The organism is Streptomyces sp. ASQP_92, assembly GCF_025399895.1.
GTDB lineage: Bacteria > Actinomycetota > Actinomycetes > Streptomycetales > Streptomycetaceae > Streptomyces.
On the sequence record NZ_JAODUA010000021.1, the window covers coordinates 67625 to 92571 of the forward strand.

Here is a 24947-nt window from a genome sequence, read left to right on the forward strand (position 1 = left end):
GATCGCTCCGCTCAGTCCTCCTCGCCCCGCTCCCGCCTGCTCCCCTCCCGCGCGGCACGGGCCGCCGCCTCGTGCATCGCCAGCTCCAGAAGGGCGGGGTCGGTGAGGGTGCCCGAGCCGTCCGGCGGCACCAGCCAGCGCACCCCGGCACTTGCCCGGCCGGGGTGGGGCACCACGATCCAGGTGCCGCCGCCCACGCCGCGCACCCCGGTGCCGAGCCAGCCCGCCGCGGTGCCGGGCGGCACGAAGAAGCCCAGCCGCGCGTCGCCGGCGTCGGCGAGCACGGGGCCGGGCCGGTCCACCAGCCGGGCCAGCACATCGAGCGTCGGGTGCCCGAGCGCGCCCGGCAGAATCAGTACGTCCCAGCGCCGGCCGGCCGGAAGGAGCGCGACCCCGTGGGGGTTGCGCTCCCATTCCCACCGGCAGGCGTCGGGATCCGGCGCCACCGACGCCAGCCATTCCACCGCGCTCCTTGCCCCCGAGGCAGTCATCGCCGTCCTCCGATCCGAGCCGCTCCACTGGGCACAGCCAGTGCGTCCACGAGCGAGAGCGGTCTCGGGCCGGGGTATGACGCGACTTCGGCCACCCATCGGTGGTGAACCGGGTCACGGCATGATCCAAAGGGGTGCGCCCCCGGCGTGACCGGGGGCGCACGAAATGATCAAGCCCTCAACTGTCGGGGGGCAGTCAACTGCCAGGGGCCGAAGCCCCGTTGGCGGGCCGGGGTCTCAACTGTCGAAGCCGAGGCCGATCCGGTCCATCGCCCTGAGCCACAGATTGCGCCGGCCGCCCCGCTCGTCGGCGCGGGCCAGCGACCACTTGGTGAGCCCGATGCCCGCCCAGGCCACCGGCTCCGGCGGGAACGGCAGCGGCTTGGTGCGCACCATCTCCAGTTCGGTGCGCTCGGTGTGCTCCCCCGCCAGCAGGTCGAGCATCACATCGGCGCCGAAGCGGGTCGCCCCCACGCCGAGCCCGGTGTATCCGGCGGCGTACGCCACCCGGCCGCCGTGGGCGGTGCCGAAGAACGCCGAGAAGCGCGAGCAGGTGTCGATCGCACCGCCCCAGGCGTGGCTGAACCGCACCCCCTCCAGTTGCGGGAAGCAGTGGAAGAACTGCTCGGCGAGCTTGGCGTAGGTCTCGGGCCGGTCGTCGTACTCGCTGCGCACCTTCCCGCCGTAGGGATAGACCGCGTCGTAACCGCCCCACAGGATCCGGTTGTCGGCGGACAGCCGGAAGTAGTGGAACTGGTTGGCCGCGTCCCCCAGCCCCTGACGGCGGCTCCAGCCGATGGAGGCGAGCTGGGCCGCGCTCAGGGGCTCGGTCATCAGCGCGTAGTCGTACACCGGCACCGTGTAGGGGCGCAGCCGCTTGACCAGCGAGGGGAACACATTGGTGCCGAGCGCGACCTGCTCCGCGCGGATCCTGCCGTACGGGGTGCGCACGCCCATGCCGGCGTCGACCCGGGCCAGCGAGAGCCCCGGGGTGTGCTCGTAGATCCGTACGCCGAGATCCAGGCAGGCCCGCTTCAGACCCCAGGCGAGCTTGGCGGGGTGGAGCATGGCGACGCCGTCGCGGTCCCACAGGCCGCCGAGGAAGGTGGGCGAGTCGACCTCGGCGCGCACCTGCTGGGCGTCGAGGAGTTCGAGTCCGCCGAAGCCGAGCCCGCTCGCCTCCTCGTACATCTCGTGCAGCTCTTCGAGCTGGTGGGGCTCGGTGGCGACGTCGATCTCGCCGGTCCGCTCGAAGTCGCAGTCGATGCCGTAGCGGGCGACCGCGGCGCCGATGGCGTCGAGGTTCGCCGCGCCCAGCTCCTCGAGGCGGGCCAGCTCGCCGGGCCAGCGGGCAAGGCCGTTGCCCAGGCCGTGGGTCAGGGAGGCGGCGCAGAAGCCGCCGTTGCGGCCGGAGGCGGCCCAGCCGATCTCCTTGCCCTCGATGAGGACGACATCGCGGCCCGGCTCGCGCTCCTTGGCGATGAGCGCGGTCCACAGCCCGCTGTAGCCGCCCCCGACGACGAGGAGGTCGCACCTCTCGTCGCCGGTGAGCGCGGGCAGCGCCTCGGGGCGGCCGGGGTCCTCCAGCCAGAACGGTACGGGCTTGGCGCCCGCGAGAGATTTCGTTGCCGCACTGCTCATGGCACGGGTCACGGCCATGATTTCAACTCCCTCAGGAACTGCGTGGGTTACGCTTTCGCGCTGTTCTTGCGCCGGGTCGCGATGACTTGTCCGGCGGCGACCACCACGACGGCGATGATGAACATGGCCGTCCCGATGACGTTGATCTGCACGGGCGTGCCGCGCTGCGCCGAACCCCACACGAACATGGGGAAGGTCACGGTGGAGCCCGCGTTGAAGTTGGTGATGATGAAGTCGTCGAAGGAGAGCGCGAAGGCCAGCAGCGCGCCCGCCGCGATACCGGGCGAGGCGATCGGCAGCGTCACCCGCCAGAACGTCTGGACCGGGCCCGCGTAGAGATCGCGCGCGGCCTCTTCGAGCCGCGGGTCCATGGACATCACCCGGGCCTTGACGGCGGTGACGACGAAGCTGAGGCAGAACATGATGTGGGCGATGAGGATCGTCCAGAACCCGAGCCGCGCGCCCATGTTGAGGAAGAGCGTCAGCAGGGACGCGGCCATCACGACCTCGGGCATCGCCATCGGCAGGAAGATCAGCGAGTTGATCGCGCCGCGCGCCCGGAACCGGTAGCGGACCAGGGCGAAGGCGATCATCGTGCCGAGCACGGTCGCGCCGATCGTGGCCCACAGGGCGATCTGGAGCGAGAGCGAGAGCGAGCCGCACATGTCGGCAACCCCGCACGGGTCCTGCCACGCGTCGGTGGAGAACCGCGTCCAGGAGTAGTTGAAGCGCCCGTTCGGCTTGTTGAACGAGAACACCATGACGACGGCGTTCGGCAGGATCAGATAGGCGAGCGTCGCGAGCCCCGCGATGACCACGAGGTTGCGGCGCAGCCACTTGAGAACGGGCATCAGACCAGATCCTCCGTGCCGGCTCGGCGGATGTAGACGGTGACCATGACCAGGACGATCGCCATCAGGATGAACGAGAGGGCGGCGGCCGTCGGATAGTCCAGGACGCGCAGGAACTGCGACTGGATGACGTTGCCGACCATCTTCTGGTCGGTGGAGCCCAGCAGTTCGGCGTTGACGTAGTCACCGCTGGCCGGGATGAAGGTGAGCAGGGTCCCCGAGACGACGCCCGGCATCGACAGCGGGAAGGTGACCTTGCGGAAGGTGGTGGCCGGGGTCGCGTACAGGTCGCCGGCCGCCTCGTGCAGCCGGGAGTCGATGCGCTCGAGGGAGGTGTACAGCGGCAGGATCATGAACGGCAGGAAGTTGTAGGTGAGTCCGCACACCACGGCCATCGGCGTGGCCAGGACCCGGTTGCCCTCGGTCCAGCCGAGCCAGCTCGTGACGTCCAGGACGTGCAGCGTGCCAAGCGCGTGCACCACGGGCCCGCCGTCGGCCAGGATCGTCTTCCACGCCAGCGTGCGGATCAGGAAGCTGGTGAAGAACGGCGCGATCACCAGGACCAGGACCAGGTTGCGCCAGCGGCCCGCCTTGAAGGCGATGAGATACGCCAGCGGATAGCCGAGCAGCAGACACAGCAGGGTCGCCGTGCCCGCGTAGAGCAGCGAGCGGACGAACTGCGGGTAGTACTCCGTGAAGGCGTCCCAGTACGTCTGGAAGTGCCAGGTGACCTGGAAGCCCTTCTCGAGTGAGCCCGTCTGTACGGAGGTCGAGGCCTGGTACACCATCGGCAGCGCGAAGAACACGATCAGCCAGAGGATGCCGGGCAGCAGCAGCCAGTACGGGACGAGCCGCTTGCGGGTGGAGGGCTTGCGCACGGGCGGTTCCGCGGGCGCCTCGGCCAGGGCGGTCACGCGGCGTCCTCGACCTTCTCGACGCCCGCGTCGATGGCCTGGTCCGCGTCCAGGCCGAAGGTGTGCGCGGGGTTCCAGTGCAGGACGACCTCGGCCCCGGGCACGAGCCGGGTGTCGCGCTCGATGTTCTGCTCGTACACCGAAAGGCCGCTGCCCGCCGGGGAGTCGATCAGGTACTGGGTGGAGACGCCGATGAAGGAGGAGTCGAGGATGCGGCCGGTGACGCGGTTGCGGCCCGCCGCGATGGCGTCCTCGTCGTCGCGGTGGGCGAGCGAGATCTTCTCGGGGCGTACGCCGACGAGGAGCTTGCCGCCGCTGGTGGTGGGGGCCGAACATCGCCCGCCGGGCAGCCGCAGGGTGGCGCCGCCCGCGCTGACCACCAGCTCCTCGCCGCCGGCCTCGACGACCTCGGCCTCGATGAGGTTGGAGGTGCCGAGGAAGTTGGCGACGAAGGTGGTCTTCGGGTTCTCGTACAACTCGGCCGGGGCGCCCAGCTGTTCGACGCGCCCGCCGTTCATCACCGCGACCGTGTCGGCCATCGTCATGGCCTCCTCCTGGTCGTGGGTGACATGCACGAAAGTGATGCCGACCTCGGTCTGGATGCGCTTGAGTTCGAGCTGCATCTGGCGGCGCAGCTTGAGGTCGAGGGCGCCCAGCGGCTCGTCGAGGAGCAGCACCTGGGGGTGGTTGATGAGCGCGCGGGCGACCGCGACGCGCTGCTGCTGGCCACCGGAGAGCTGGTGCGGCTTGCGCCGGGCGAAGTCGCCGAGCTGCACGAGCTCCAGCATGTCGTCGACCTGCTTCTTCACCGACTTGATGCCCCGCCGGCGCAGCCCGAAGGCGATGTTCTCGGTGACGTCCAGGTGCGGGAAGAGGGCGTAGGACTGGAAGACGGTGTTCACCGGCCGCTTGTAGGGCGGCAGGTCGGTGACGTCCTTGTCGCCGAGGAAGACGGTGCCGGTGGTCGGCTCCTCAAGTCCGGCGATCATGCGGAGCGTGGTCGTCTTGCCGCAGCCGGACGCGCCGAGCAGGGCGAAGAACGAGCCCTGGGGGACGGTCAGTTCGAGCGGATGGACGGCGGTGAAGGAGCCGTACGTCTTGCTGATCCCGGTGAGGCGAACGTCGCCGCCGGCGGTGCTGTCAGTCATGGGTAGGGTCCCAGGGGGTCGAGAGGACAGAGGTTAGGGGCAAGCGCCCCGAGGGGGGCGGGGAACTGCGCGACCAGCCACGACGCACCCGCAGCCGAAAGTCAGCGCACCCGCGGAGCGCTCACGCTCCGATGAGCTTGGAGAACTTCTGCTCGTACGCCGTCTCCTCGGCCTCGCTGAGCGTGCGGAAGGAGTGGGACTTCGCGGCCATCGCGCGGTCCGGCAGAATCAGTTCGTTCTGGGCGAGCGCCGGGTCGATCTTCGCGAGTTCCTCGCCGACCCCGTCGACCGGGCACTGGTAGTTGATGAACGCGGCGAGCTTGGCGGCCACCGGCAGCTCGTAGTAGTAGTCGATCAGCTTCTCCGCGTTGCTCTGGTGCCGGGCCTTCGCCGGGACCAAAAGGTTGTCGCTGGAGGTCATGTAACCGGCCGCGGGGATCGCGTACTTGATGTCCGGGTTGTCGGCGCGCAGCTGGGTCACGTCGCCGCCCCAGGCGACACAGGCCGCGAGGTCGCCCTTCACCAGGTCCCCGGTGTAGTCGTTGCCGGTGAAGCGGCGGATCTGCTTGGAGTCGACGCCCTTCTGGAGCCGGCCGATGGCCGCGTCGAAGTCGGCGTCGGTGAACTTCGCGGGGTCCTTGCCGAGGTCGAGCAGGGTCATCCCGACCGAGTCGCGCATCTCGGACAGGAAGCCGACCCGGCCCTTGAGGCTCGGGTCGTCGAGCAGCTGGGTGATCGAGTCGACCTTCTTGCCGCCGGTCGCCTTGGCGTTGTAGGCGATGACGGTCGGGATGCCGGTCCAGGGGTAGGAGTAGGCGCGGCCCGGGTCCCAGTCGGGCATCCGGAACTGGGGCGCCAAGTTGGCGTAGGCGTGCGGCAGATGGGCCGGGTCGAGCTGCTGGGCCCAGCCGAGCCGGATGAGCCGGGCGGCGAGCCAGTCGGTGAGCACCATGAGGTCGCGCCCGGTGTCCTGGCCGCCCGCGAGCTGGGGCTTGATCTTCCCGAAGAACTCGACGTTGTCGTTGATGTCCTCGGTGTACTTGACCTGGATCCCGGTGCGGCGGGTGAACTCGTCCAGCGTCGGATGGTGCTTCTTGTCGTCGCTGATGTCCATGTACTGCGTCCAGTTGGAGAAGTTGACCTCCTTCTCCTGGGCGGAGTGGTCCGCGTTGGACGGCCCGGCGCCGTTCTCCTTGGTGGCCGCCGGGATGCCGCAGGCGCTCAGCGTCGCGAGGCCGCCGACGGTGAGCGCGCCGATGCCCGAGGCGCGCAGCAGGGAACGGCGGGTCAGGGCGCCCCGTCCGTTGGTCAGGCTGCGCCGGATGGCGGCCAGTTGGGCCCCGGAGAGGGGGTCCTCTCCCGCTCGAACGGAGGGGAGGCCGTGCTCGGACTCGTACTGCTCCATGCGCTGTATGCCCTTTCGGGTGGGTTCGGTGGCCTGGTCGGGCCGCCTCTGCTATCGGTCCCCGAAGATCGTGCGGTGCCAGTCCTTCGCCGCGACCGCGCTGTTGTCGTACATCACGTGCTTGACCTGCGTGTACTCCTCGAAGGAGTACGCCGACATGTCCTTTCCGTAGCCACTCGCCCGGTAGCCGCCGTGCGGCATCTCGCTGAGGATCGGGATGTGGTCGTTGACCCAGACGCAGCCCGCCTTGATCTCGCGGGTGGCCCGGCCCGTGCGGTACACGTCGCGGCTCCAGACGGAGGCGGCGAGGCCGTAGGGGGTGTCGTTGGCGAGCGCGATGCCCTCGTCGTCGGTGTCGAAGGGCAGCACGACCAGGACCGGGCCGAAGATCTCGGCCTGGACGACCTCGCTGTCCTGGGCGGCGTCGGCGATGAGGGTGGGCCGGTAGTAGGCGCCCTTGCCCTCGGGGGCCTCGCCGCCGGTGACGATCCGCGCATAGCTCCTGGCCCGCTCGACGAAGGCGGCGACGCGGTCGCGGTGGACGTGCGAGATCAGCGGGCCCAGGTCGGTGTCCTCGCGGAACGGGTCGCCGAGACGGACGGTCTCCATCAGGGCGGCGACCTGCTCGACGAACGCCTCGTACAGCGGGCGCTGGACGTAGGCGCGGGTGGCGGCGGTGCAGTCCTGGCCCGTGTTGATGAGGGAGGCGGCGACCGCGCCGTGCACGGCGGCCTCCAGGTCGGCGTCGTCGAAGACCAGGAAGGGGGCCTTGCCGCCGAGCTCCAGATGGAGGCGCTTGACGGTCCGGGTGGCGATCTCGGCGACGCGCTTGCCGATGCCGGTGGACCCGGTGAACGACGTCATCACGACGTCCGGGTGCCCGACGAGGTGCTCGCCCGCGTCCTTGCCCGCGCCGGAGACGATGTTGACGACCCCGTCCGGGATCCCGGCCTCGGCCGCGGCCTGGGCGAACAGGAGCGAGGTGAGCGGGGTGGTCTCGGCGGGCTTGAGGACGATGGTGTTGCCCGCCGCGATCGCCGGGAGGATCTTCCAGGCGGCCATCTGGAGCGGGTAGTTCCAGGGCGCGATCGAGCCGATGACGCCGAGCGGCTCACGACGTACGTAGGAGGTGTGGTCGCCGGAGTACTCCCCCGCCGACCTGCCCTCCAGGTGCCGGGCCGCGCCCGCGAAGAAGGCGGTGTTGTCAATGGTGCCGGGCACGTCGAACTCCCGGCTCAGCTTGATCGGCTTGCCGCACTGGAGGGACTCGGCCCGGGCGAACTCCTCGGCGCGCTCGGCGAGGACGCCCGCGAACCGGTGGAGGGCGTCGGAGCGCTCGCCCGGGGTGGCGCCGGACCAGCCGGGGAAGGCCTCCTTGGCGGCGGCGACCGCGGCGTCGACGTCCGCGGGGCCCGCGAGCTCGTAGGTGTAGACCGTCTCGCCGGTCGCCGGGTCGACGACCGCCTGGTGGCGCCCGGAGGTGCCGGGGCGCAGCCGCCCGCCGATGTACTGGGCGCCCGCCGCGAAGCGGTCCTGCGCCGGGAAGCGGTCCTCCACGGGGAAGCGATTGCCGGTGTCGGTGTCCATGTCGCCCACGTTCTTCGTAGCTCCAGCTCGATTTGAGTGCCGATCCTGACAGAGGTGCATCCGGCCAACAAGTGATTCCGTTGTTGCCTTTTGGTTACGCGACGGAATCTGTCGACCATGTGTCGCGTCACGGCCCACCTGGCCCGACGGAGTGTCAGTGGCGCGTGCCAGACTCGCGTGCATGGCAGAGATCATGGGGGACCGCGCGCCACTGGACGAGCTGATCGCGCAGGTCACGAACGGTACGCGGATCAAGTTCCTGCACTTCTGGGGACACACGCCCCGGCGGGACGGGTCGCTCGGCCCGAGCTGCTTCAGTCAGTGGTGGCCCTCGCCCTTCACCGTGGACGGCGTCGAGTACGCGACGGCCGAGCACTGGATGATGGCGTCCAAGGCGCGCCTGTTCGGCGACGCCGAGGCGGAGCGGGCGGCGCTCACGGCGGCGAACCCGGCACTCGCCAAGAAGGCCGGGCGCCTGGTCCGGGGCTTCGACGACGCGGTGTGGCGGCGGGAGCGGTACGGAATCGTCCTGGCCGGCAGCCTGCACAAGTTCGGCCAGGACGAGGCGCTGCGCCGCTATCTGCTGGCCACCGGGGACCGGGTGCTCGTCGAGGCGAGCCCGCTGGACCGTATATGGGGCATCGGCCTGGCCGCGGACGCCCCGGAGGCGGAGGATCCCTCACGGTGGCGGGGCCTCAACCTGCTGGGCTTCGCCCTGACCGAGGCCCGCGAGCGGCTGCGCTGAGAGCGCGGGCGAGCCCGGCCCCGGCGGAGGGGCCCGGTGTACGGGCCCGCCCGCCGGGACGGGGTGCGGCGGCTCCTCAAGGGGCCGGGAGGTTGCTTCTCAGCGGGCCGAGTGACTCAGCGACAGGGAGTTCGAGTAGTCGTAGTCGTCACTGCTGGAGTGCGAGGGCGCGTTGACCACGATCACGATCATGAGCACGAGGATCACGGCGCCGATGACTATGCCGACGATGCCCATGATGATGCCCGCCAGGGCCTGGCCCCGGTTGTTGGCCTCACCGCGGGCGACCCGGCCCTTGCCGAGAAACCCGAAGATCAGCGCGAGCGCGCCGAGGACGATGCCGCCGACGCCCCAAGTGCAGATCATCGCCACACAGGCGACGATGCCGAGCACCATCGAGGCGGTGCCGAACCCGTTCTGCGGTGGGGTCCCCCCGGTCCAGCCCTGGTAGCCGTAGCCGCTCTGCTGGTTCGGGTACCCGGGGTAGCCCTGGGCGGTCTGCTGCGGATAGGCGGGGTAGCCGTAACTTCCGGGCGCCGCCTGGCCGGTCGCGGGCGGCGGGGTCGGGGCGCCGAAGCCGGGAGTGGGCTGCGTGCCCGGAGCCGGCTGCGCGGGCGCACCCTGGTAGGGGCCCTGCGCCGGGGCGGCGCCGGGTGCTCCCATGGGCGGGGCGCCGTTCTGTCCCGTGCCGGGAGCGCCGGGCATCGCGATGACCGTCTGCTGGTCGTGCACCGGCGGCTTGTCCAGCGGGACCTTGTGCTCCGGCGGAGCCCAGGGGTCGCGGGGCTCCGGGCCTCCCGAAGGCTGCTGGGTGTTGTCTGACATGGGCCTCCCCCATCGTGGTTCCGTCATGCTACGGCCCCGGGTTCCGGGCGGGTCCGCCCGGCCTACCATGATCCCCGACCGGCGAAGGGCGCCCGACGCCGACCGCGAGGACCCTCGCGGCAGACCCCTGGAGGACCCATGACCGATCTGCACCCCTTCATCGCGGGGCTGCCCAAGGCCGAGCTGCATGTGCACCACGTCGGCTCGGCCTCGCCGCGCATCGTGGCCGAACTGGCCGCCCGGCACGCGGACTCGAAGGTCCCCACCGACCCCGAGGCGCTCGCCGACTACTTCACGTTCACGGACTTCGCGCACTTCATCGAGGTCTACCTCTCGGTCGTCGACCTGATCCGCACCCCGGAGGACGTGCGCCTTCTCACCTACGAGGTGGCCCGCGACATGGCCCGGCAGAACATCCGCTACGCCGAGCTGACCATCACGCCCTTCTCCTCCACCCGCCGGGGCATCGACGAGCGCGCCTTCATGGACGCGATCGAGGACGCCCGCCGGGCCGCCGAGGCCGAGTTCGGCACGGTGCTGCGCTGGTGCTTCGACATTCCCGGCGAGGCGGGCCTGGAGGCCGCCGCCGAGACCGCCCGCCTCGCCACCGAGGACGGGGTGCGCCCCGAGGGCCTGGTCTCCTTCGGCCTGGGCGGCCCCGAGATCGGGGTGCCCCGCCCGCAGTTCAAGCCGTACTTCGACCGGGCCATCGCGGCCGGCCTCCACTCGGTGCCGCACTCGGGGGAGTCCACCGGACCCCAGTCGATCTGGGACGCGCTGATCGAGCTGCGCGCCGAGCGCATCGGCCACGGCACCAGCGCCACCCAGGATCCGGCGCTGCTCGCGCACCTCGCCGAGCACCGGATCGCCCTGGAGGTCTGCCCGACGTCCAACCTGGCGACGCGGGTGGTGGCGAACCTGGACGAGCACCCCGTCAAGGAGATGGTGGCCGCGGGTGTCCTCGTGACCATCAACAGCGACGACCCGCCCATGTTCGGCAGCGACCTCAACAACGAGTACGCGGTGGCCGCCCGGCTCCTGGACCTGGACGAGCGGGGCGTGGCGGACCTCGCCAAGAACGCGGTCGAGGCGTCCTTCCTCGACCCGGCGGGCAAGACCAGGCTCGCGGGCGAGATCGACGACTACACCACGAAGTGGCTCACCCGCTGAGATCCCGTCTCCCACCACCGGGGGCGGGCCCCTCGGCGGCCCGCCCCGGCCCCGGAGCCCCCTCGGCACCGGGAACCCCGGGCGGACCCGCCCCGGTCCGGTCTCGGCCGGCCGCACCCGTCGCCCGGCCCCGGCTGGCCGCAGCAGTCACGGCTCAGCACAATGACCCCATGCGCACCGTGACAGCCGTGGCCCACCGCGGCGCCCCGTACCGCGTCCGCGAGAACACGCTCCCCTCCATCGCCTCGGCCCTGGAGCGGGGCGCGGACGCGGTCGAGATCGATGTCCGCACCACGCGCGACGGCGTGCCCGTCCTGCTGCACGACGAGACCCTCAAGCGCCTGTGGGACTTCGACCGCCCGCTCGCCCAGCTGCCGTACGACGAGGTCCGCGAGGTGACCGGCGGCGGGGTGCCCACGCTGCGCCGGGCGCTCATCACGGCCGGCGCGCACCGGGTGCTGATCGATCTGCCCGGCGCCACCGAGGAGTCGCTCCGCACGGTGGTGAACACGGTCCGCGAATGCGGGGCGGGTGAACGGGTCTACTACTGCGCGGGCCCGGTCGACGCACTGCGGCTGCGCGCCGCCGACCCGGGCGCCGAGCTCGCCCTGAACTGGGCACGTCCCTTTCTGCCCCGCCCCGCCCTGGTCGACGCCATCAAGCCGCGCTGGCTCAACTTCCGCTTCGGACTGGTGAGTTCGCCCCTGGTGGAGCGGGCCCACCGGGACGGGATGCTGGTCTCGGCCTGGACCGCGGACACGGCCCGCACCCAGCGCCGCCTGATCGGGTACGGCGTGGACGCGATCACCACCAACCGGCTGGACGTGCTGCGCGGCATCCTGGCCGGGCACTGAGGGCCGCGATTCGAGAACCGGGGGCAACAGGGGTGGGCACGGAGCGCTGGGCAGCACGGCTGCGAACGGCGAACGGCCGGGCGGTCGACATCGGCCTCGCCCTGGTGGTGCAGGGGGCGATGTCGATCCCGTGACCGTGTGGGGAGCCGGGGACACCTTCGCGGCGGGCGATCCGATCTCCACGACGGGCGACCTGGAGCCCCTCACACCGTGACCGGCACCCCTGCGGGCACCCCCATCGCCTCCAGCGTTTTGATCTTGCGCCGCACCACGGACAGCGGGATCACCCCGAACACCCCGAAGGACATGTCGATCACCGACCACCAGAAGGGGATGCCCCGCACCGGACCGCAGATCAGCGCGAGCGGGATGATTCCCGCGCACGCGATCATCCCGAACTCGACGACCCACACGTTGCGTACGGGATCGCGCAGCACCCCGTAGAAGGCGACGGCGATCACGAGGTGCGCGAAGGCGAGCCAGTCCGTCCCGTACAGCAGGAACGGATACTCGGCGTCGGCGCGGTCGAGCCCGTCCCGCACCCGGTCGATCCAGGCGCTCAGGCCCGGCAGCCAGTCCCCCACCGGGGTGTGCGCCAACAGGGACTGCGTCCAGCGCAGTTCGTGGACCAGGGGGAAGGCCGTGAGCCCGCTCAGCACGAGACAGACGACGAACACGACGACCCACACGCGTATACGCCTCAGCAGGGCGCTTCGCTCGCTCATACCCGCAGCGTACGCCCTGCTTGAACGTGTTCAAAATGCGAGGCCCGCCCCTAACACCCCTCTACAGCCCCACGATCGCGTTCCACCGCTTCGCGAACTCCGCGCGTTCCCCGGAGGTGATGTCCCGGGCGATCGCGAGGCGCTCGCGCATCGTGTCGTCGGGGAAGATCAGGGGGTTGCCGGCGAGCGCGGCCTCGTCCTTGTCCTTGGAGGAGGCCAGGACATCGCGGGCGGCCGGGACAGGGCAGACGTAGTTGACCGACGCGGCCAGTTCGGCCGCGACCTCGGGGTCGTAGTAGTAGTCGACCAGGGCCTCGGCGTTGGCCTTGTGGTGGGCCAGGTTGGGGATCATCATCGACTCCGCCCACAGCTCCGCGCCCTCCTCGGGGACCACGAACTCGATGTCGGGGTTGTCCGCCTGGAGCTGGAAGACGTCGCCGCTGTAGGCCTGGCAGGCGAGGACGTCGCCCTTGTTGAGGTCGCTGGTGTAGTCGTTGCCGGTGAAGCGCCGGATCTGCCGGTTCGCCACCTGCTTCTCGACCTGGTCGCACATCCGGTGGAAGTCGTCCGCGGTCCACTTCGTGATGTCGACGCCGTTGCCCTGCATGAGGAGCGCGAAGGACTCGTCGAGGCCGGAGAACAGGGTGACCTTGCCCGCGAGCCGGGGGTCCCACAGATCGCCGACCTGCCGCAGCTCGCGCCCGAGCTTCTTCTTGTTGTAGGCGATGCCGGTGATGCCGGACTGCCACGGGACGCTGTGCAGGCGCCCGTCGTCGAAGGCGGGGGTGCGCAGTTGGGGGTCGAGGTGGCGGGCGACGTTGGGCTGCTTGGCGCGGTCCATCTCCTGGACCCAGCCGAGCCGCACGAAGCGGGCCGCCATCCAGTCGCTGATCACCATCAGGTCCCGGCCGGTCTCCTGATGGTTCATCAGGGCCGGGCTGATCTTCCCGAAGAACTCGTCGTTGTCGTTGATCTCCTCGGTGTACGTGACGGAGATCCCGGTGTTCTTGGTGAAGGCGTCCAGGGTGGGCCGCCTGGAGGCGTCGTCGTCGTCCACGTCTATGTAGAGCGGCCAGTTGGCGAAGGTGAGAGACCGGTCGTCCGCCGAGCGGTCGCGCCCGGCCCGCTCGCCCGGGGCCACGTACGCCGCCGGGACCCCGCAACCGGCCAGTGCCGTCAGCGCGGCGCCGCCGCCGAGGGCGCGCAGCAGGGTGCGGCGGGAGAAGGGAGTGCTGGCGCGGGGCGCGGTCGGTGGCATTCCCGCAGGATGCCCGCCCGGGCCCACCCGCTTCAATGGACGCTGCGTCCAGCCCTGCGCCCCAGGCCGGACACCCTGTCGGGGCGGGCGCGGGCGGACGCGGGCGGACGGGGCCACCGGACCCGGCACCCCGCGACCGGGGGCGGGACGGCGAAAGGGGCGGGGGATCAACTCCCCCGCCCCTGCGCGTCGTTCAGGCCCCGGCTCAGCCCTCGATGGACGTCATCACGTGCTTGATGCGGGTGTAGTCCTCGAAGCCGTACGCCGAGAGGTCCTTGCCGTAGCCGGACTTCTTGAAGCCGCCGTGCGGCATCTCGGCGACCAGCGGGATGTGGGTGTTGATCCACACACAGCCGAAGTCGAGGTTCTTGGACATCCGCATGGCGCGCGCGTGGTCCTTGGTCCACACCGAGGAGGCGAGCGCGTACTCGACGCCGTTGGCGTACTCCAGGGCCTGGGCCTCGTCGGTGAAGGACTGGACGGTGATGACCGGCCCGAACACCTCGTTCTGGATGATCTCGTCGTCCTGCTGGAGGCCGGAGACGACGGTCGGGGCGTAGAAGTAGCCCTGGTCGCCGACGCGGTGGCCGCCGGCCTCGACCTTGGCGTGCGCGGGCAGGCGCTCGATGAAGCCGCTGACCTGCTGGAGCTGGTTGGCGTTGTTGAGCGGGCCGTACAGCACGTCCGCGTCGTCCGGCTGCCCGGTCTTGGTGTCGGCGGCGGCCTTGGCGAGCGCGGTCACGAACTCGTCGTGGATCGACTCGTGCACCAGCACACGGGTGGCGGCGGTGCAGTCCTGACCGGCGTTGAAGTAGCCGGCGACCGCGATGTCCTCGACGGCCTTGGCGAGGTCGGCGTCCTCGAAGACGACGACCGGGGCCTTGCCGCCCAGCTCCAGGTGGACGCGCTTGACGTCCTTGGAGGCGGACTCGGCGACCTGCATGCCGGCCCGTACCGAACCGGTGATGGAGGCCATCGCCGGCGTCCGGTGCTCGACCATCGCGCGGCCCGTGTCACGGTCGCCGCAGACGACGTTGAAGACGCCCTTGGGGACGATCGCACCGATGATCTCGGCGATCAGAACGGTGGAGGCGGGCGTGGTGTCCGAGGGCTTGAGGACGACGGTGTTGCCCGCCGCGAGCGCCGGGGCGAACTTCCACACGGCCATCATCATCGGGTAGTTCCACGGCGCGACCTGCGCGCAGACACCGACCGGCTCGCGGCGCACGATCGAGGTCAGACCCTCCATGTACTCGCCGGCGCTGCGGCCTTCGAGCAGCCGGGCCGCGCCCGCGAAGAAGCGGATCTGGTCCACCATCGGCGGCACTTCTTCGGTGCGGGTGAGCTCGATCGGCTTGCCGGTGTTCTCCGACTCGGCGGCGATCAGCTCCTCTGCGCGCTCCTCGAAGGCGTCCGCGATCTTGAGCAGCACGCGCTGGCGCTCGGCGGGGGTGCTGTCGCGCCAGGCGGGGAACGCCGCGGCGGCCGCGGCCATGGCGGCGTCCACGTCCGCCTGGCCGGAGAGCGGCGAGGTCGCGTACGCCTGGCCCGTGGCCGGGTTGACCACCTCGATGGTCCGCCCGTCGGCAGCATCGCGGAACTCTCCGTCGATGTAGTTGCGCAAACGACGCAGTTCGGTGGTCACTTCGCTGGCCTCCAGGTCCGTTGTCCGGTGGATGAGTCCGATGGGTGAGACAACCCACCCTAATCGCTCAGGCGACGCTTTCGACAGACCCAACGCCCTCGAACTTCGGATTCAGTTCTCTGGAGGTCACGGAACAACGAATTTCATCGCTTTGGGGTTGCGGGACGGACGAGTCGGGTGCACAGTTGCTCCGTGGCCAGCAGAAGCACAGACCCCAGGACCGGGAGCGGATCGCCCTCCCGCCTCCCGACCACCGCCCCTCAGGGGGACGCTGCGCGTCGCAGCAACGGAACGTCGATCGATGCCGTCTCCCTGGCGATCATCGAGCAGCTCCAGGAGGACGGGCGCCGCCCGTACGCCGCGATCGGCAAGGCCGTGGGCCTGTCGGAGGCGGCCGTGCGCCAGCGCGTCCAGAAGCTTCTCGACCAGGGCGTGATGCAGATCGTCGCCGTCACCGACCCCCTCACCGTGGGGTTCCGGCGCCAGGCGATGGTGGGCATCCGGGTCGAGGGAGACCTCGACCCCGTGGCGGAGGCCCTGACGGCCATGGCCGAATGCGAGTACGTGGTGATGACCGCGGGCTCCTTCGACCTGATGGTGGAGGTCGTCTGCGAGGACGACGACCACCTGCTCGAAGTGATCAACAAGAGGATCCGCGCGCTCCCCGGCGTGCGCTCCACCGAGAGCTTCGTCTATCTCAAGCTGAAGAAGCAGACCTATATGTGGGGAACCCGATAGCCGTGAGCAAGGACCTCAGCCGTACCGCCTACGACCACCTGTGGATGCACTTCACCCGCATGTCGTCGTACGAGAACGCGCCCGTTCCCACCATCGTCCGTGGCGAGGGCACCTACATCTACGACGACAAGGGAAAGAAGTACCTGGACGGCCTGTCGGGCCTGTTCGTCGTCAACGCCGGCCACGGCCGTCACGAGCTCGCCGAGACCGCGTACAAGCAGGCGCAGGAACTGGCCTTCTTCCCGGTGTGGTCCTACGCCCACCCCAAGGCCGTCGAGCTCGCCGAGCGCCTGGCGAACTACGCCCCGGGCGACCTCAACAAGGTCTTCTTCACCACCGGTGGCGGCGAGGCCGTCGAGACCGCCTGGAAGCTGGCGAAGCAGTACCACAAGCTCACCGGCAACCACACGAAGTACAAGGTCATCTCGCGTGCGGTCGCCTACCACGGCACCCCGCAGGGCGCCCTGTCCATCACCGGTCTGCCCGCCCTCAAGGCGCCCTTCGAGCCGCTGGTCCCCGGCGCGCACAAGGTGCCCAACACCAACATCTACCGCGCCTCGATCCACGCCGACGACCCGGTGGCCTTCGGCCGCTGGGCCGCCGACCAGATCGAGCAGGAGATCCTCTTCGAGGGCCCCGAGACCGTGGCTGCCGTCTTCCTGGAGCCGGTGCAGAACGCGGGCGGCTGCTTCCCGCCGCCCCCCGGCTACTTCCAGCGGGTCCGCGAGATCTGCGACAAGTACGACGTGCTGCTCGTCTCGGACGAGGTCATCTGCGCCTTCGGCCGCCTGGGCACGATGTTCGCCTGTGACAAGTTCGACTACGTGCCGGACATGATCACCTGCGCCAAGGGCATGACGTCGGGCTACTCCCCGATCGGCGCCTGCATCATCTCCGACAAGCTCGCCGAGCCGTTCTACAAGGGCGACAACACCTTCCTGCACGGCTACACCTTCGGCGGCCACCCGGTCTCCGCCGCGGTGGGCCTGGCCAACCTCGACATCTTCGAGAAGGAGGGTCTCAACCAGCACGTGCTCGACAACGAGGGCGCCTTCTTCGACACCCTCAAGAAGCTGCACGACCTGCCGATCGTCGGTGACGTCCGCGGCAACGGCTTCTTCTACGGCATCGAGCTGGTGAAGGACAAGGCCACCAAGGAGACCTTCAACGACGAGGAGACCGAGCGCGTCCTGTACGGCTTCCTGTCGAAGGCGCTCTACGACAACGGCCTGTACTGCCGCGCCGACGACCGCGGCGACCCGGTCGTCCAGCTCGCCCCGCCGCTGATCTCCGACCAGAACACCTTCGACGAGATCGAGGGCGTCCTGCGTCAGGTGCTCACGGAGGCCTGGACCAAGCTCTGACCGTCCGCGCCCCGGCCCGGCCGCGCCCATCCGAGTGAGATGGGCGCGGCCGGGCCGCGTGCTGTGGGGACAGCCACACCCCAGTGCCTAGCGTGCCCAGTGACCGATCGGCCCTGCCTTCGTTCCCCCGTACGGGGAGCAGGAAATCTGATCTGAACCGAGGTGTGCACCATGGTGGCTCCGCCGGACAACGACGTGCTGTGGGCGCGTTCCCTGCACCACTCCCACAGCGGCTCGCCCGCCCTGACCGGGGTCAGCGTGGGCGTCCGCGAGGGCGAGATCCTCGCCGTCGGCGGCCCCCGGGGCTCGGGCAAGACGACCCTGCTGCGCTGCCTTTCGGGCACGCTCGTGCCCGACGAGGGCGAGGTCTGGTTCAACAGCGCGCCCGTGCACACCCTGGGCCCGGTGGCCCGCGAACGGCTGCGGCGCGACCGCTTCGGCTGGATCGACCCCGAGCCCACCCTGGTCCCCGAACTGTGCGCCTGGGAGAACGCGGCCCTGCCGCTGCTCCTGCGCGGGGTGGCGCAGCGGACCGCGAAGAAGGCCGCCCTGGAGTGGCTGGAGCGCCTCGACATCGACACCTGCGCCAAGAAGCGCCCGCACGCGCTGCTCCAGGCGCAGCGCCAGCGCGTCGCGATCGCCCGCGCCCTGGTCACCGAGCCGGCCGTGCTGTTCGTGGACGAGCCGACGGCGACCCTGCACCGCGCCGACCGGGACCAGGTGCTGCGCACGCTGCTCACCGCGGCCCGCTCGCACCGCATCACCACGCTGCTCGCCACCCACGACACCGAGGTGGCGGCGCTGGCCGACCGCACCGTGGTCCTCATCGACGGCCGTCGCGTCAACTCCCGCAAAAACACCGGCACTTCGGATGCGGAGGGTATCGCCGCGTGCTCGCTCTCCGTCTAGCCCGCGGTACCCACCCCCTGGTCCTGCTGCGCCGCCTGCTGGTGTCCGCCGCGTCCGCCGGGGTCGGCTTCCTCCTGCTGTGCACACTGGGTTACGCCGTCGGCCATCCCGGCGGCTCGGTGCTGAGGCTGCTGTGGTGCGCGGTTCCGCTGGCCGCCGCGGTGCACTTCGCGGTCGCGGTGGCCCGCACCGACCCCAGCACCCGGCCGCGCCCCGGTCTCTCCGCGGTGGGTCTGGGTCCGGCCCGGCTGGCCGCGATCGCCGCCGCGTCGACCGCCGTCACCTGCACGCTGGGCTCGGCGGTGGCGCTCCTGGTCTATCTCCATCCGCGCGGCGACATCAACGGGCTCCCCTTCGACGGGGCCGCCGCCGGTCTGCTCGCGGCCGACCAGCCGATGCCGGTGGCGGGCGCCCTGACCCTGCTCGCCGTCCTGCCGGTGACCGCCTCCATCGCGGCCGGGCTCGCCCTGCGCCCGAGCGCCCGGCGCCCGGTCCCGGCCGCCGACCCGGTGCACCCCGAGGAGCCGGCGCCCGCGCCGTCCGGCCTGCCCTGGGGCTGCGCGCTCGTCACGGCGGGCCTCGCGGTCGAGACGTACGAGGGCAGTGGCGCGCGGGGCTCCGCGTTCCCGATGCCGGGCCACCCCGAGGGCGCGCCCGCCGGGGTGCTCGCCGGCTGGGCGCTGACCGCGCTCGGCCTGGCCCTCGCGGGCCCCGCGCTCGCCCACTTCAGCGGACGCCTCCTGCAACTGGCCCGCCCGGGCGCGGCACGCCTGCTCGCGGGCCGGGTCCTGATGGCGGAGGCCCGCCGCATCGGCCGGCCCCTGGGGGTGGTGTGCGCGGTGGCCTCCGGGGCGATCGCGGCGGCCACCCTGTACGGCGACCGCGCGGGCCCGCACCCGTTCGGCCCGCTCACCGGCCTCGGCGCGGCGCTGGTGATGAGCTGCACGGTGGCCACGCTGCTGACCGCCACCCTGGAATCCCGCCACGCCCGCGCCCACACCACAGCGGCCCTCCTGTCCCTGGGCACCCCCCCGACGGTCCTGCGAACCGCCACGCTGCTCCGGGCCCTGGCCCTGCTGACGGTGTTCGCCCCCGTGACGGTGACCATCGCTGAGGTGGCGGCGATTCCCCTGCGGTAGCGCTCCGCGGGGGGCGCGCGTTCTAAGCAAGGGGCACCCCCTTGGGGCTCCGCCCCAAACCCCGTATCGCGCCTTAAGGGCGCTCGTCCTCAAACGCCGGACGGGCTGAAGGTGCCCCAGCACCGAGCAGTCAAGGGGCGCGGGGAACTGCGCGAGAAGCGACCACAGCCCGCGGCCGAAAGCGGGGTTTGAGGGGCGTGAGGAACGGCGCGAGAAGCGGGCACGGTCCGCACACGACCGAGGGTTTTAGGGGCGCGGGGAACTGCGCGAACAGCGGACACGGCGCGCAGACGAAAGCGGGGTTCCAAGGGGCGCGGGGAACTGCGCGAAAAGCGTTCGCGGGCCGTGGCCACCCCGCACCACAACCCCCCTCACCCCCCACCTAGCATGGCGTCGTGCCGGACACAGAGAAGACACCCCCCGCAGCCAGCGACACCGAGATCGAGACCCTCGAAGAGTTCGACACGGTCGTCGAGCAAGCCGCCCGGGCCGGACGAGCCGACCACCCCGATCCCACCACCCCCGCAGGCCTCGCCGGCCACCGCGTGCAATCCCTGGACCTCACCCCCCGCACCCCCGCCCTCCTCACCACCGACACCGCCGGCGCCGTCTTCCTCGGCTGCGTGATGGAGCCGGAGGCGGCCGCGAAGGTCCGGGCCGACGGCGCCCTGGTCTTCCCCCCGGTCCCGCACCTGCCCTTCGACCCCTACCGCGGCGCGCTCTACTCCCCCGCCGAACTCTTCGAGGGGCTCGCGTCGGGCTATGAACGCACCCCGGACGCGCTGTCGTACGCCTGGTCCCAGCGGACCAGGACGGATGGCGACATCTTCTCCTCGATGCTGCGCTCCATCCACGACGACGCGGTCTCCGACGCCCTCGACGAACTGCTCGTCGGGGCACGGGTGGTGGGCGTGATGGGCGGTCACGCGATGGCCCGCGGCACGGACGAGTACAAGGGCGCGGCCGTCCTCGGACGCACCCTGGCCCGCGCCGGTTTCACCGTGGCCACGGGCGGCGGCCCCGGCGCGATGGAGGCCGCGAACCTCGGCGCGTACGCGGCGCCCTTCGACGACGCGATGCTGGACTCGGCCCTCGAACTCCTCGGTACGGAGCCCTCGTTCAGGCCGTCCGTGTCGCGCTGGGCGCGCGCGGCCTTCGAGGTGCGTACGAAGTGGCCGCGCGGCGGAACCTCGGTGGGCATCCCCACCTGGTTCTACGGGCACGAGCCGCCGAACGCGTTCGCGAACTCCATCGCCAAGTACTTCGCCAACGCCACCCGCGAGGACGGCCTGCTCGCCCGCTCCAACGCGGGCGTCGTCTTCCTGCCGGGCGCGGCCGGCACCGTACAGGAGATCTTCGACAACGCGACGCCGAACTTCTACGAGTCGCGGGGCACGCCGACGCCGATGGTGCTCGTCGACCGGGCGCACTGGACGGAGTCGCTGCCGACGTGGCCGCTGCTCCAGGCGCTGGCGAAGGACCGTCCGATGGCGGCCCGGATCGCCCTGGTCGACTCGGTGTCCGAGGCGCCCGACGCACTGGCCCGCCTGTCCCGCTAGCTCGGCGGGACAGAACGATCGGCCTTCCAGGCAACTCCCAAGCGCAGGCAAACGTCTGGTAAAGCGGAGTGGGGTGAACCGGTTGCCCCCGCCAGGAACGGAGTCATCTGTGCTGCTCGGTCTGCTGACCGCCATGGCCGCCTCGGTCTGTTACGGCACGGGCTCGGTCCTGCAAGCCGTCGGGTCCCGCAGGTCCGCCCGCCGCGACGCGGCCGCCGCCGACCGGACCCAGCACGGTGGGCCCAGCCTCTCCTCGACCGCCAAGGCGGCGACGACCTGGGAGTTCATCGTCGGGACGGTCCTCGACTTCGTCGGGTTCGGCCTCGGCGCGCTGGCCGCCCGTCTGCTCCCGCTCTTCCTCTCCCAGACGGTGATCAGCGCGAACCTGGTGATCACGGCGGTGCTCAGCGTCAAACTCCTCGGTATCCGGCTGAGCCGCGCCGAGTGGACGTCCATCGGCGTGGTCTGCTCGGCGCTGGTCCTGCTCGCCTCGGCGGCGGGCCACGAGGGCAGCGGGCACACCGCGCCGGCCACGCACTGGTGGCTGCTGGTGATCTCGCTCGCCCTGATGGCCGGGGGCACGGTGGTGGTACGCCTGCTGGGCGCCCGCGCCGCGATCCTCGCGGGGCTCCTGTCGGGGCTCGGCTTCGGCGCGCTCGGCGTCGGCGTCCGCATCCTCGACGGAATCGACCCCTTCAACGCCGCCACGCTGCTCGCCGACCCTGCGCTGTACGCGATTGCGGTCGCCGGTGTCGGCGGCATGTATCTGCACACGGTGGCCCTCCAGATCGGCTCGGTCAACGGCGCGACGGCGGCGCTGGTGGTGGGCGAGACGGTACTGCCCGGCGCGATCGGCGTCCTGTGGCTGGGCGACGCGTCCCGGGCGGGCCTGGCCTGGATGGCGATCCTGGGCTTCGTCCTCGCGGTGGGCGGGGCGGTGGCGGTGGCCTGGTACGGGTCGGAGGGGGTCGCGGAGGGGGCCGGCGCGACCGGCACCCCCACACCGGCGAGCACCCCCACCTGACCCCCCGGGGGCTCCGCCCCCGACCCCGGCGGGTTCGACCACCCGCCCACCCGTGGCGGGGGTTGAAGGGCCCGGCCCACTGGCGCTTCGCCCCAGGCCCCCTTCGCAGGGGCGCGCGGAACTGCGCGACCACTCACTCACGGCCCGCACACGAAAGCGGGTTTCTCAGGGGCGCGGGGAACTGCGCAAGAAGCGACCTACCACCCGCACCCGAACACCACCCCCGGAGGGTCTAGGGAAGGGGCGGGGCGGGAAGAGACTCCAGGACCGTCACGCCCCCCGCCATGAAGGCGACACCCACCTCCGCCCCCACCCCCGGCGCGGACGCCAACTCACACTCCGCCTCGATCAAAGGCCCGGCCACCGGCCGCAGTCGCAGCGCCACATGACTGCCCCGGAACGTGCGCGCGACCACCACGCACCCCAGCCCCTCGCGCTCCGGCACGAGCCGGACACCCGCCGGGCGGACCAGGACGCGGGCCTCGCCCTGGGGGGAGCCCGCCGGGACCGGCACCTTTCCCCAGGGCGTGGCGGCCACCTCGCCCGTCACCGTCGCCGGAACCACGTTCTCGAAGCCGAGGAAGCGGGCCACGAACTCGGACGCCGGGCGCTGCCAGACCTCCAGGGGTGTCCCGGTCTGCGCGATGCGGCCGTCCCGCATCACCACGACCCGGTCGGCCAGCGCGAACGCCTCGCCCTGGTCGTGCGTGACGGCCAGTACCGTGGTGCCCAACTGGGCGAAGAGTGAACGGAGTTCGACCACCAGGCGCTCGCGCAGGGTGCGGTCCAGCTGGCCCAGCGGCTCGTCCAGCATCAGCAGGCGGGGCGAGGGGGCGAGCGCCCGGGCGAGGGCGACGCGCTGCTGCTCGCCGCCGGACAGGGCGGCGACGGCCCGCCGCTCGGCGCCGGGCAGCCCGACCAGTTCGAGCAACTCCCCCACCCTGCGGGCCTGTTCGGCCCGGGAGGCCCTCCGCATGCGCAGCCCGAACGCCACGTTCCCGGCGACGTCGCGCTGGGGGAAGAGCTGGTGGTCCTGGAACATCAGGCCGAGGCCGCGCTTGTGCACCGCCACCCCCGCCTGGTCGGCGCCGCCGAGCAACACCCGTCCGGCGTCGGGGTGCTGGAGCCCGGCGACGACCCGGAGCAGGGTCGACTTGCCGCTGCCGCTGGGCCCGAGGACACATACCGTCTCGTGCTCGGCGACCTCCAGGTCGACCGCGTCGAGCGCGGCCCGCTCGCCGAACCGTACGGTCACACCGTCGAGTCTCAGCATCAGAACTCCCCGCTCCGGTCGGTCCGGACGCGTTCAAGGACGAGCAGCGACACCGCGCACACCACCATCAATATCGTGCTGAGGGCCATCGCCTGGCCGTAGTTGAGGTCGCCGGCGCGGCCGAGGAGGCGGGCGACCGCGACGGGCAGCGTCGGATGGTCGGGCCGGGCGATGAAGACGGTCGCCCCGAACTCGCCGAGGGAGACCGCGAACGCGAAGCCCGCCGCGACGAGCAGCGCCCGGCGCATCAGCGGCAGGTCCACCTCCCGCCAGGCCCGCAGCGGGGACGCCCCGAGCAAGGCGGCCGCCTCGCGCAGACGTCCGTCGACCGCGCGCAGCACCGGCAGCATGATCCGTACGACGAACGGCGTGCCGACCAGGGCCTGGGCGAGCGGCACCAGGATCCAGGAGGTTCTGAGGTCGAGAGGCGGCTCGTCGAGGGTGATCAGGAACCCGAAGCCGACGGTCACGGCGGAGACGCCGAGCGGCAGCATCAGCAGGGCGTCGAAGCCGCGCATCAGCCGGCCGCTGCCGCGCCGGGTGAGGGCGGCCGCGGCGAGGCCCCCGATGAGCAGCGCGATCACGGTGGCGGCCAGGGCGTACTGGAGCGAGTTGCCGATCGCCTCGATGGGCGGCACGAGGAAGCTGCCGTTGTCGCCGGCGTCCTGGAGCGCCCGGTAGTAGCCGAGGCCGTAGCCGTCGGGGGTGTCCAGGGAGCGTTCGACGAGGACGCCGAGGGGCAGCAGGATCAGCAGGGCGACGACGGCGAGGACCGAGGCGAGCAGCGTGCGCTGGGCGGCGCCGCGCGGGCGGCGGGAGGTGTGGGCCGGGTCCACGAGCGCGAGGGCGCTCTCGCGGCGGCGTACCGTCCAGGCGTGCACGGCGAGGATCGCGCCGACCGCCGCGAACTGCGCGATGGTCAGGACGGCCGCGGTCGGCAGGTCGAGGAGTTCGGCGGTCTGGCGGTAGATCTCCACTTCGAGGGTGGAGAAGGTGGGGCCGCCGAGGATCTGTACGACGCCGAACGAGGTGAAGGTGAACAGGAAGACCATCAGCGCGGCGGCGGCGACGGCGGGCCCGAGCGCGGGAAGGGTGACCTTGCGCCAGGCCGCGAGGCGGGACGCGCCGAGGACGCGGGCGGCCTCCTCCTGGCGGGGGTCCAGCTGTGACCACAGCCCGCCGACGGTGCGTACGACGACGGCGTAGTTGAAGAAGACGTGTGCGAGCAGGATCGCCCACACCGTGGTGTCCAGGCGTACCCCCCAGAGCTGGTCGAGCAGGCCACCGCGGCCGAGCAGGGCGAGGAACGCGGTGCCCACGACGACGGTCGGCAGCACGAACGGCACGGTGACCACGGCCCGCAGCAGTTGTTTGCCGGGGAAGTCCAGGCGTGCGAAGACGTATGCGCCGGGCAGCGCGATCAGCAGGGTGAGCGCGGTGGAGGCGAGCGCCTGCCAGGTGGTGAACCACAGGACGTGGGCGATGTCGGGGTCGCTCAGTACCTCGCCGAGCCGGCCGAACCGCCAGGTGCCGTCCGCCGTGAGGCCCCTGGCGACGATGGCGGCCACGGGCCAGGCGAAGAACACCGCGAAGAACGCGAGCGGCCCGGCCATGAGGCCGAACCGCAGCGCGTTGCCCCGCAGCGCGCCGCGACGCGTCGCGCCACGGCGCCGCTTGTCCCG

Annotated in this window: 22 protein-coding genes; 9 read left to right on the plus strand and 13 right to left on the minus strand. The window is 71.4% G+C overall.

Annotation, left to right across the window (positions count from 1 at the left end; all coding sequences use genetic code 11):
* Window positions 1-11 precede the first annotated feature (11 nt).
* The 7 genes from N4G70_RS31310 to N4G70_RS31340 form a co-directional block, all read right to left on the minus strand.
* Complete coding sequence (locus N4G70_RS31310; protein ID WP_261716150.1) at window positions 12-491, minus strand: hypothetical protein; 480 nt, start codon at window positions 489-491, stop codon at window positions 12-14.
* A 237-nt stretch (window positions 492-728) separates the two neighbouring features.
* The gene (locus N4G70_RS31315; RefSeq protein WP_399037515.1) at window positions 729-2150 is read right to left on the minus strand and encodes an NAD(P)/FAD-dependent oxidoreductase; all 1422 of its coding nucleotides are present in this window, start codon (window positions 2148-2150) and stop codon (window positions 729-731) included.
* A 29-nt stretch (window positions 2151-2179) separates the two neighbouring features.
* Complete coding sequence (locus N4G70_RS31320) at window positions 2180-2983, minus strand: ABC transporter permease (RefSeq protein WP_261716151.1); 804 nt, start codon at window positions 2981-2983, stop codon at window positions 2180-2182.
* On the minus strand, window positions 2983-3897 hold the full coding sequence (locus tag N4G70_RS31325; RefSeq protein WP_261716152.1) for an ABC transporter permease: 915 nt from the start codon (window positions 3895-3897) through the stop codon (window positions 2983-2985). The genes N4G70_RS31320 and N4G70_RS31325 overlap by 1 nt, the downstream gene beginning before the upstream one ends.
* The gene (locus N4G70_RS31330; protein WP_261716153.1) at window positions 3894-5045 is read right to left on the minus strand and encodes an ABC transporter ATP-binding protein; all 1152 of its coding nucleotides are present in this window, start codon (window positions 5043-5045) and stop codon (window positions 3894-3896) included. Before N4G70_RS31330 ends, N4G70_RS31325 begins: the two co-directional genes overlap by 4 nt.
* A 121-nt stretch (window positions 5046-5166) precedes the next feature.
* Complete coding sequence (locus N4G70_RS31335) at window positions 5167-6450, minus strand: spermidine/putrescine ABC transporter substrate-binding protein (protein WP_261716154.1); 1284 nt, start codon at window positions 6448-6450, stop codon at window positions 5167-5169.
* Between the two features lie 51 nt (window positions 6451-6501).
* Window positions 6502-8037 carry a gamma-aminobutyraldehyde dehydrogenase gene (locus N4G70_RS31340; protein ID WP_261716155.1) on the minus strand — a complete coding sequence of 512 codons (1536 nt, stop codon included), beginning with the start codon at window positions 8035-8037 and terminating at the stop codon, window positions 6502-6504.
* A gap of 181 nt (window positions 8038-8218) precedes the next feature.
* Here N4G70_RS31340 and N4G70_RS31345 point away from each other — a divergent pair, with 181 nt between their 5' ends.
* Window positions 8219-8782 (plus strand): NADAR family protein, encoded by a 564-nt coding sequence (locus N4G70_RS31345; protein WP_261716156.1) that lies wholly within the window; start codon window positions 8219-8221, stop codon window positions 8780-8782.
* A 99-nt stretch (window positions 8783-8881) separates the two neighbouring features.
* Here the strand turns inward: N4G70_RS31345 and N4G70_RS31350 are convergent, their stop codons facing one another.
* A complete protein-coding gene (locus N4G70_RS31350; protein ID WP_261716157.1) occupies window positions 8882-9607 on the minus strand; it encodes a DUF4190 domain-containing protein in 726 nt (241 codons plus the stop codon).
* Between the two features lie 138 nt (window positions 9608-9745).
* Between N4G70_RS31350 and N4G70_RS31355 the strand changes: the two genes are divergently transcribed.
* Together N4G70_RS31355 and N4G70_RS31360 are read left to right on the plus strand one after the other, a co-directional pair.
* Window positions 9746-10777 carry an adenosine deaminase gene (locus N4G70_RS31355; RefSeq protein ID WP_261716158.1) on the plus strand — a complete coding sequence of 344 codons (1032 nt, stop codon included), beginning with the start codon at window positions 9746-9748 and terminating at the stop codon, window positions 10775-10777.
* Window positions 10778-10947: 170 nt separating this feature from the next.
* Complete coding sequence (locus N4G70_RS31360) at window positions 10948-11631, plus strand: glycerophosphodiester phosphodiesterase (RefSeq protein ID WP_261716159.1); 684 nt, start codon at window positions 10948-10950, stop codon at window positions 11629-11631.
* Between the two features lie 203 nt (window positions 11632-11834).
* Here the strand turns inward: N4G70_RS31360 and N4G70_RS31365 are convergent, their stop codons facing one another.
* The 3 genes from N4G70_RS31365 to N4G70_RS31375 form a co-directional block, all read right to left on the minus strand.
* Entirely contained in the window at window positions 11835-12356 is a 522-nt protein-coding gene (locus N4G70_RS31365) for a hypothetical protein (protein WP_261716160.1), read from the minus strand.
* Window positions 12357-12417: 61 nt separating this feature from the next.
* Window positions 12418-13614, minus strand: coding sequence for a PotD/PotF family extracellular solute-binding protein (locus N4G70_RS31370; protein WP_261716161.1), 1197 nt, complete (start codon window positions 13612-13614; stop codon window positions 12418-12420).
* Window positions 13615-13819: 205 nt separating this feature from the next.
* On the minus strand, window positions 13820-15259 hold the full coding sequence (locus tag N4G70_RS31375; protein ID WP_261716162.1) for a gamma-aminobutyraldehyde dehydrogenase: 1440 nt from the start codon (window positions 15257-15259) through the stop codon (window positions 13820-13822).
* Window positions 15260-15451: 192 nt separating this feature from the next.
* Here N4G70_RS31375 and N4G70_RS31380 point away from each other — a divergent pair, with 192 nt between their 5' ends.
* The 6 genes from N4G70_RS31380 to N4G70_RS31405 all read left to right on the plus strand — a co-directional run bounded on the left by N4G70_RS31380 (window position 15452) and on the right by N4G70_RS31405 (window position 21992).
* The gene (locus N4G70_RS31380; RefSeq protein WP_261716163.1) at window positions 15452-15997 is read left to right on the plus strand and encodes an Lrp/AsnC family transcriptional regulator; all 546 of its coding nucleotides are present in this window, start codon (window positions 15452-15454) and stop codon (window positions 15995-15997) included.
* The gene (locus tag N4G70_RS31385) at window positions 15982-17361 is read left to right on the plus strand and encodes an aspartate aminotransferase family protein (RefSeq protein WP_120721110.1); all 1380 of its coding nucleotides are present in this window, start codon (window positions 15982-15984) and stop codon (window positions 17359-17361) included. Before N4G70_RS31380 ends, N4G70_RS31385 begins: the two co-directional genes overlap by 16 nt.
* Before the next feature lie 171 nt (window positions 17362-17532).
* Window positions 17533-18270, plus strand: coding sequence for an ABC transporter ATP-binding protein (locus tag N4G70_RS31390; RefSeq protein WP_261716164.1), 738 nt, complete (start codon window positions 17533-17535; stop codon window positions 18268-18270).
* On the plus strand, window positions 18252-19409 hold the full coding sequence (locus N4G70_RS31395) for a hypothetical protein (protein ID WP_261716165.1): 1158 nt from the start codon (window positions 18252-18254) through the stop codon (window positions 19407-19409). Before N4G70_RS31390 ends, N4G70_RS31395 begins: the two co-directional genes overlap by 19 nt.
* Before the next feature lie 395 nt (window positions 19410-19804).
* Window positions 19805-20968 (plus strand): LOG family protein, encoded by a 1164-nt coding sequence (locus N4G70_RS31400; RefSeq protein ID WP_261716166.1) that lies wholly within the window; start codon window positions 19805-19807, stop codon window positions 20966-20968.
* A gap of 109 nt (window positions 20969-21077) precedes the next feature.
* The gene (locus N4G70_RS31405; protein WP_261716167.1) at window positions 21078-21992 is read left to right on the plus strand and encodes a hypothetical protein; all 915 of its coding nucleotides are present in this window, start codon (window positions 21078-21080) and stop codon (window positions 21990-21992) included.
* A gap of 232 nt (window positions 21993-22224) precedes the next feature.
* On the opposite strand, the gene N4G70_RS31410 is transcribed toward N4G70_RS31405, so the two are convergent.
* Together N4G70_RS31410 and N4G70_RS31415 are read right to left on the minus strand one after the other, a co-directional pair.
* A complete protein-coding gene (locus N4G70_RS31410) occupies window positions 22225-23265 on the minus strand; it encodes an ABC transporter ATP-binding protein (protein ID WP_261716168.1) in 1041 nt (346 codons plus the stop codon).
* A complete protein-coding gene (locus N4G70_RS31415; RefSeq protein ID WP_261716178.1) occupies window positions 23265-24878 on the minus strand; it encodes an iron ABC transporter permease in 1614 nt (537 codons plus the stop codon). The genes N4G70_RS31410 and N4G70_RS31415 overlap by 1 nt, the downstream gene beginning before the upstream one ends.
* Window positions 24879-24947 lie beyond the last annotated feature (69 nt).

Excerpts from the sequence above, each read along its gene's own strand:
- N4G70_RS31310 (WP_261716150.1), bottom strand. The coding sequence starts at position 491 with ATGACTGCCTCGGGGGCAAGGAGCGCGGTGGAATGGCTGGCGTCGGTG.
- N4G70_RS31315 (WP_399037515.1), bottom strand. The coding sequence starts at position 2,150 with ATGGCCGTGACCCGTGCCATGAGCAGTGCGGCAACGAAATCTCTCGCG.
- N4G70_RS31320 (WP_261716151.1), bottom strand. The coding sequence starts at position 2,983 with ATGCCCGTTCTCAAGTGGCTGCGCCGCAACCTCGTGGTCATCGCGGGG.
- N4G70_RS31330 (WP_261716153.1), bottom strand. The coding sequence starts at position 5,045 with ATGACTGACAGCACCGCCGGCGGCGACGTTCGCCTCACCGGGATCAGC.
- N4G70_RS31335 (WP_261716154.1), bottom strand. The coding sequence starts at position 6,450 with ATGGAGCAGTACGAGTCCGAGCACGGCCTCCCCTCCGTTCGAGCGGGA.
- N4G70_RS31340 (WP_261716155.1), bottom strand. The coding sequence starts at position 8,037 with ATGGACACCGACACCGGCAATCGCTTCCCCGTGGAGGACCGCTTCCCG.
- N4G70_RS31345 (WP_261716156.1), top strand. The coding sequence starts at position 8,219 with ATGGCAGAGATCATGGGGGACCGCGCGCCACTGGACGAGCTGATCGCG.
- N4G70_RS31350 (WP_261716157.1), bottom strand. The coding sequence starts at position 9,607 with ATGTCAGACAACACCCAGCAGCCTTCGGGAGGCCCGGAGCCCCGCGAC.
- N4G70_RS31355 (WP_261716158.1), top strand. The coding sequence starts at position 9,746 with ATGACCGATCTGCACCCCTTCATCGCGGGGCTGCCCAAGGCCGAGCTG.
- N4G70_RS31360 (WP_261716159.1), top strand. The coding sequence starts at position 10,948 with ATGCGCACCGTGACAGCCGTGGCCCACCGCGGCGCCCCGTACCGCGTC.
- N4G70_RS31365 (WP_261716160.1), bottom strand. The coding sequence starts at position 12,356 with ATGAGCGAGCGAAGCGCCCTGCTGAGGCGTATACGCGTGTGGGTCGTC.
- N4G70_RS31370 (WP_261716161.1), bottom strand. The coding sequence starts at position 13,614 with ATGCCACCGACCGCGCCCCGCGCCAGCACTCCCTTCTCCCGCCGCACC.
- N4G70_RS31390 (WP_261716164.1), top strand. The coding sequence starts at position 17,533 with ATGGTGGCTCCGCCGGACAACGACGTGCTGTGGGCGCGTTCCCTGCAC.
- N4G70_RS31410 (WP_261716168.1), bottom strand. The coding sequence starts at position 23,265 with ATGCTGAGACTCGACGGTGTGACCGTACGGTTCGGCGAGCGGGCCGCG.
- N4G70_RS31415 (WP_261716178.1), bottom strand. The coding sequence starts at position 24,878 with ATGGCCGGGCCGCTCGCGTTCTTCGCGGTGTTCTTCGCCTGGCCCGTG.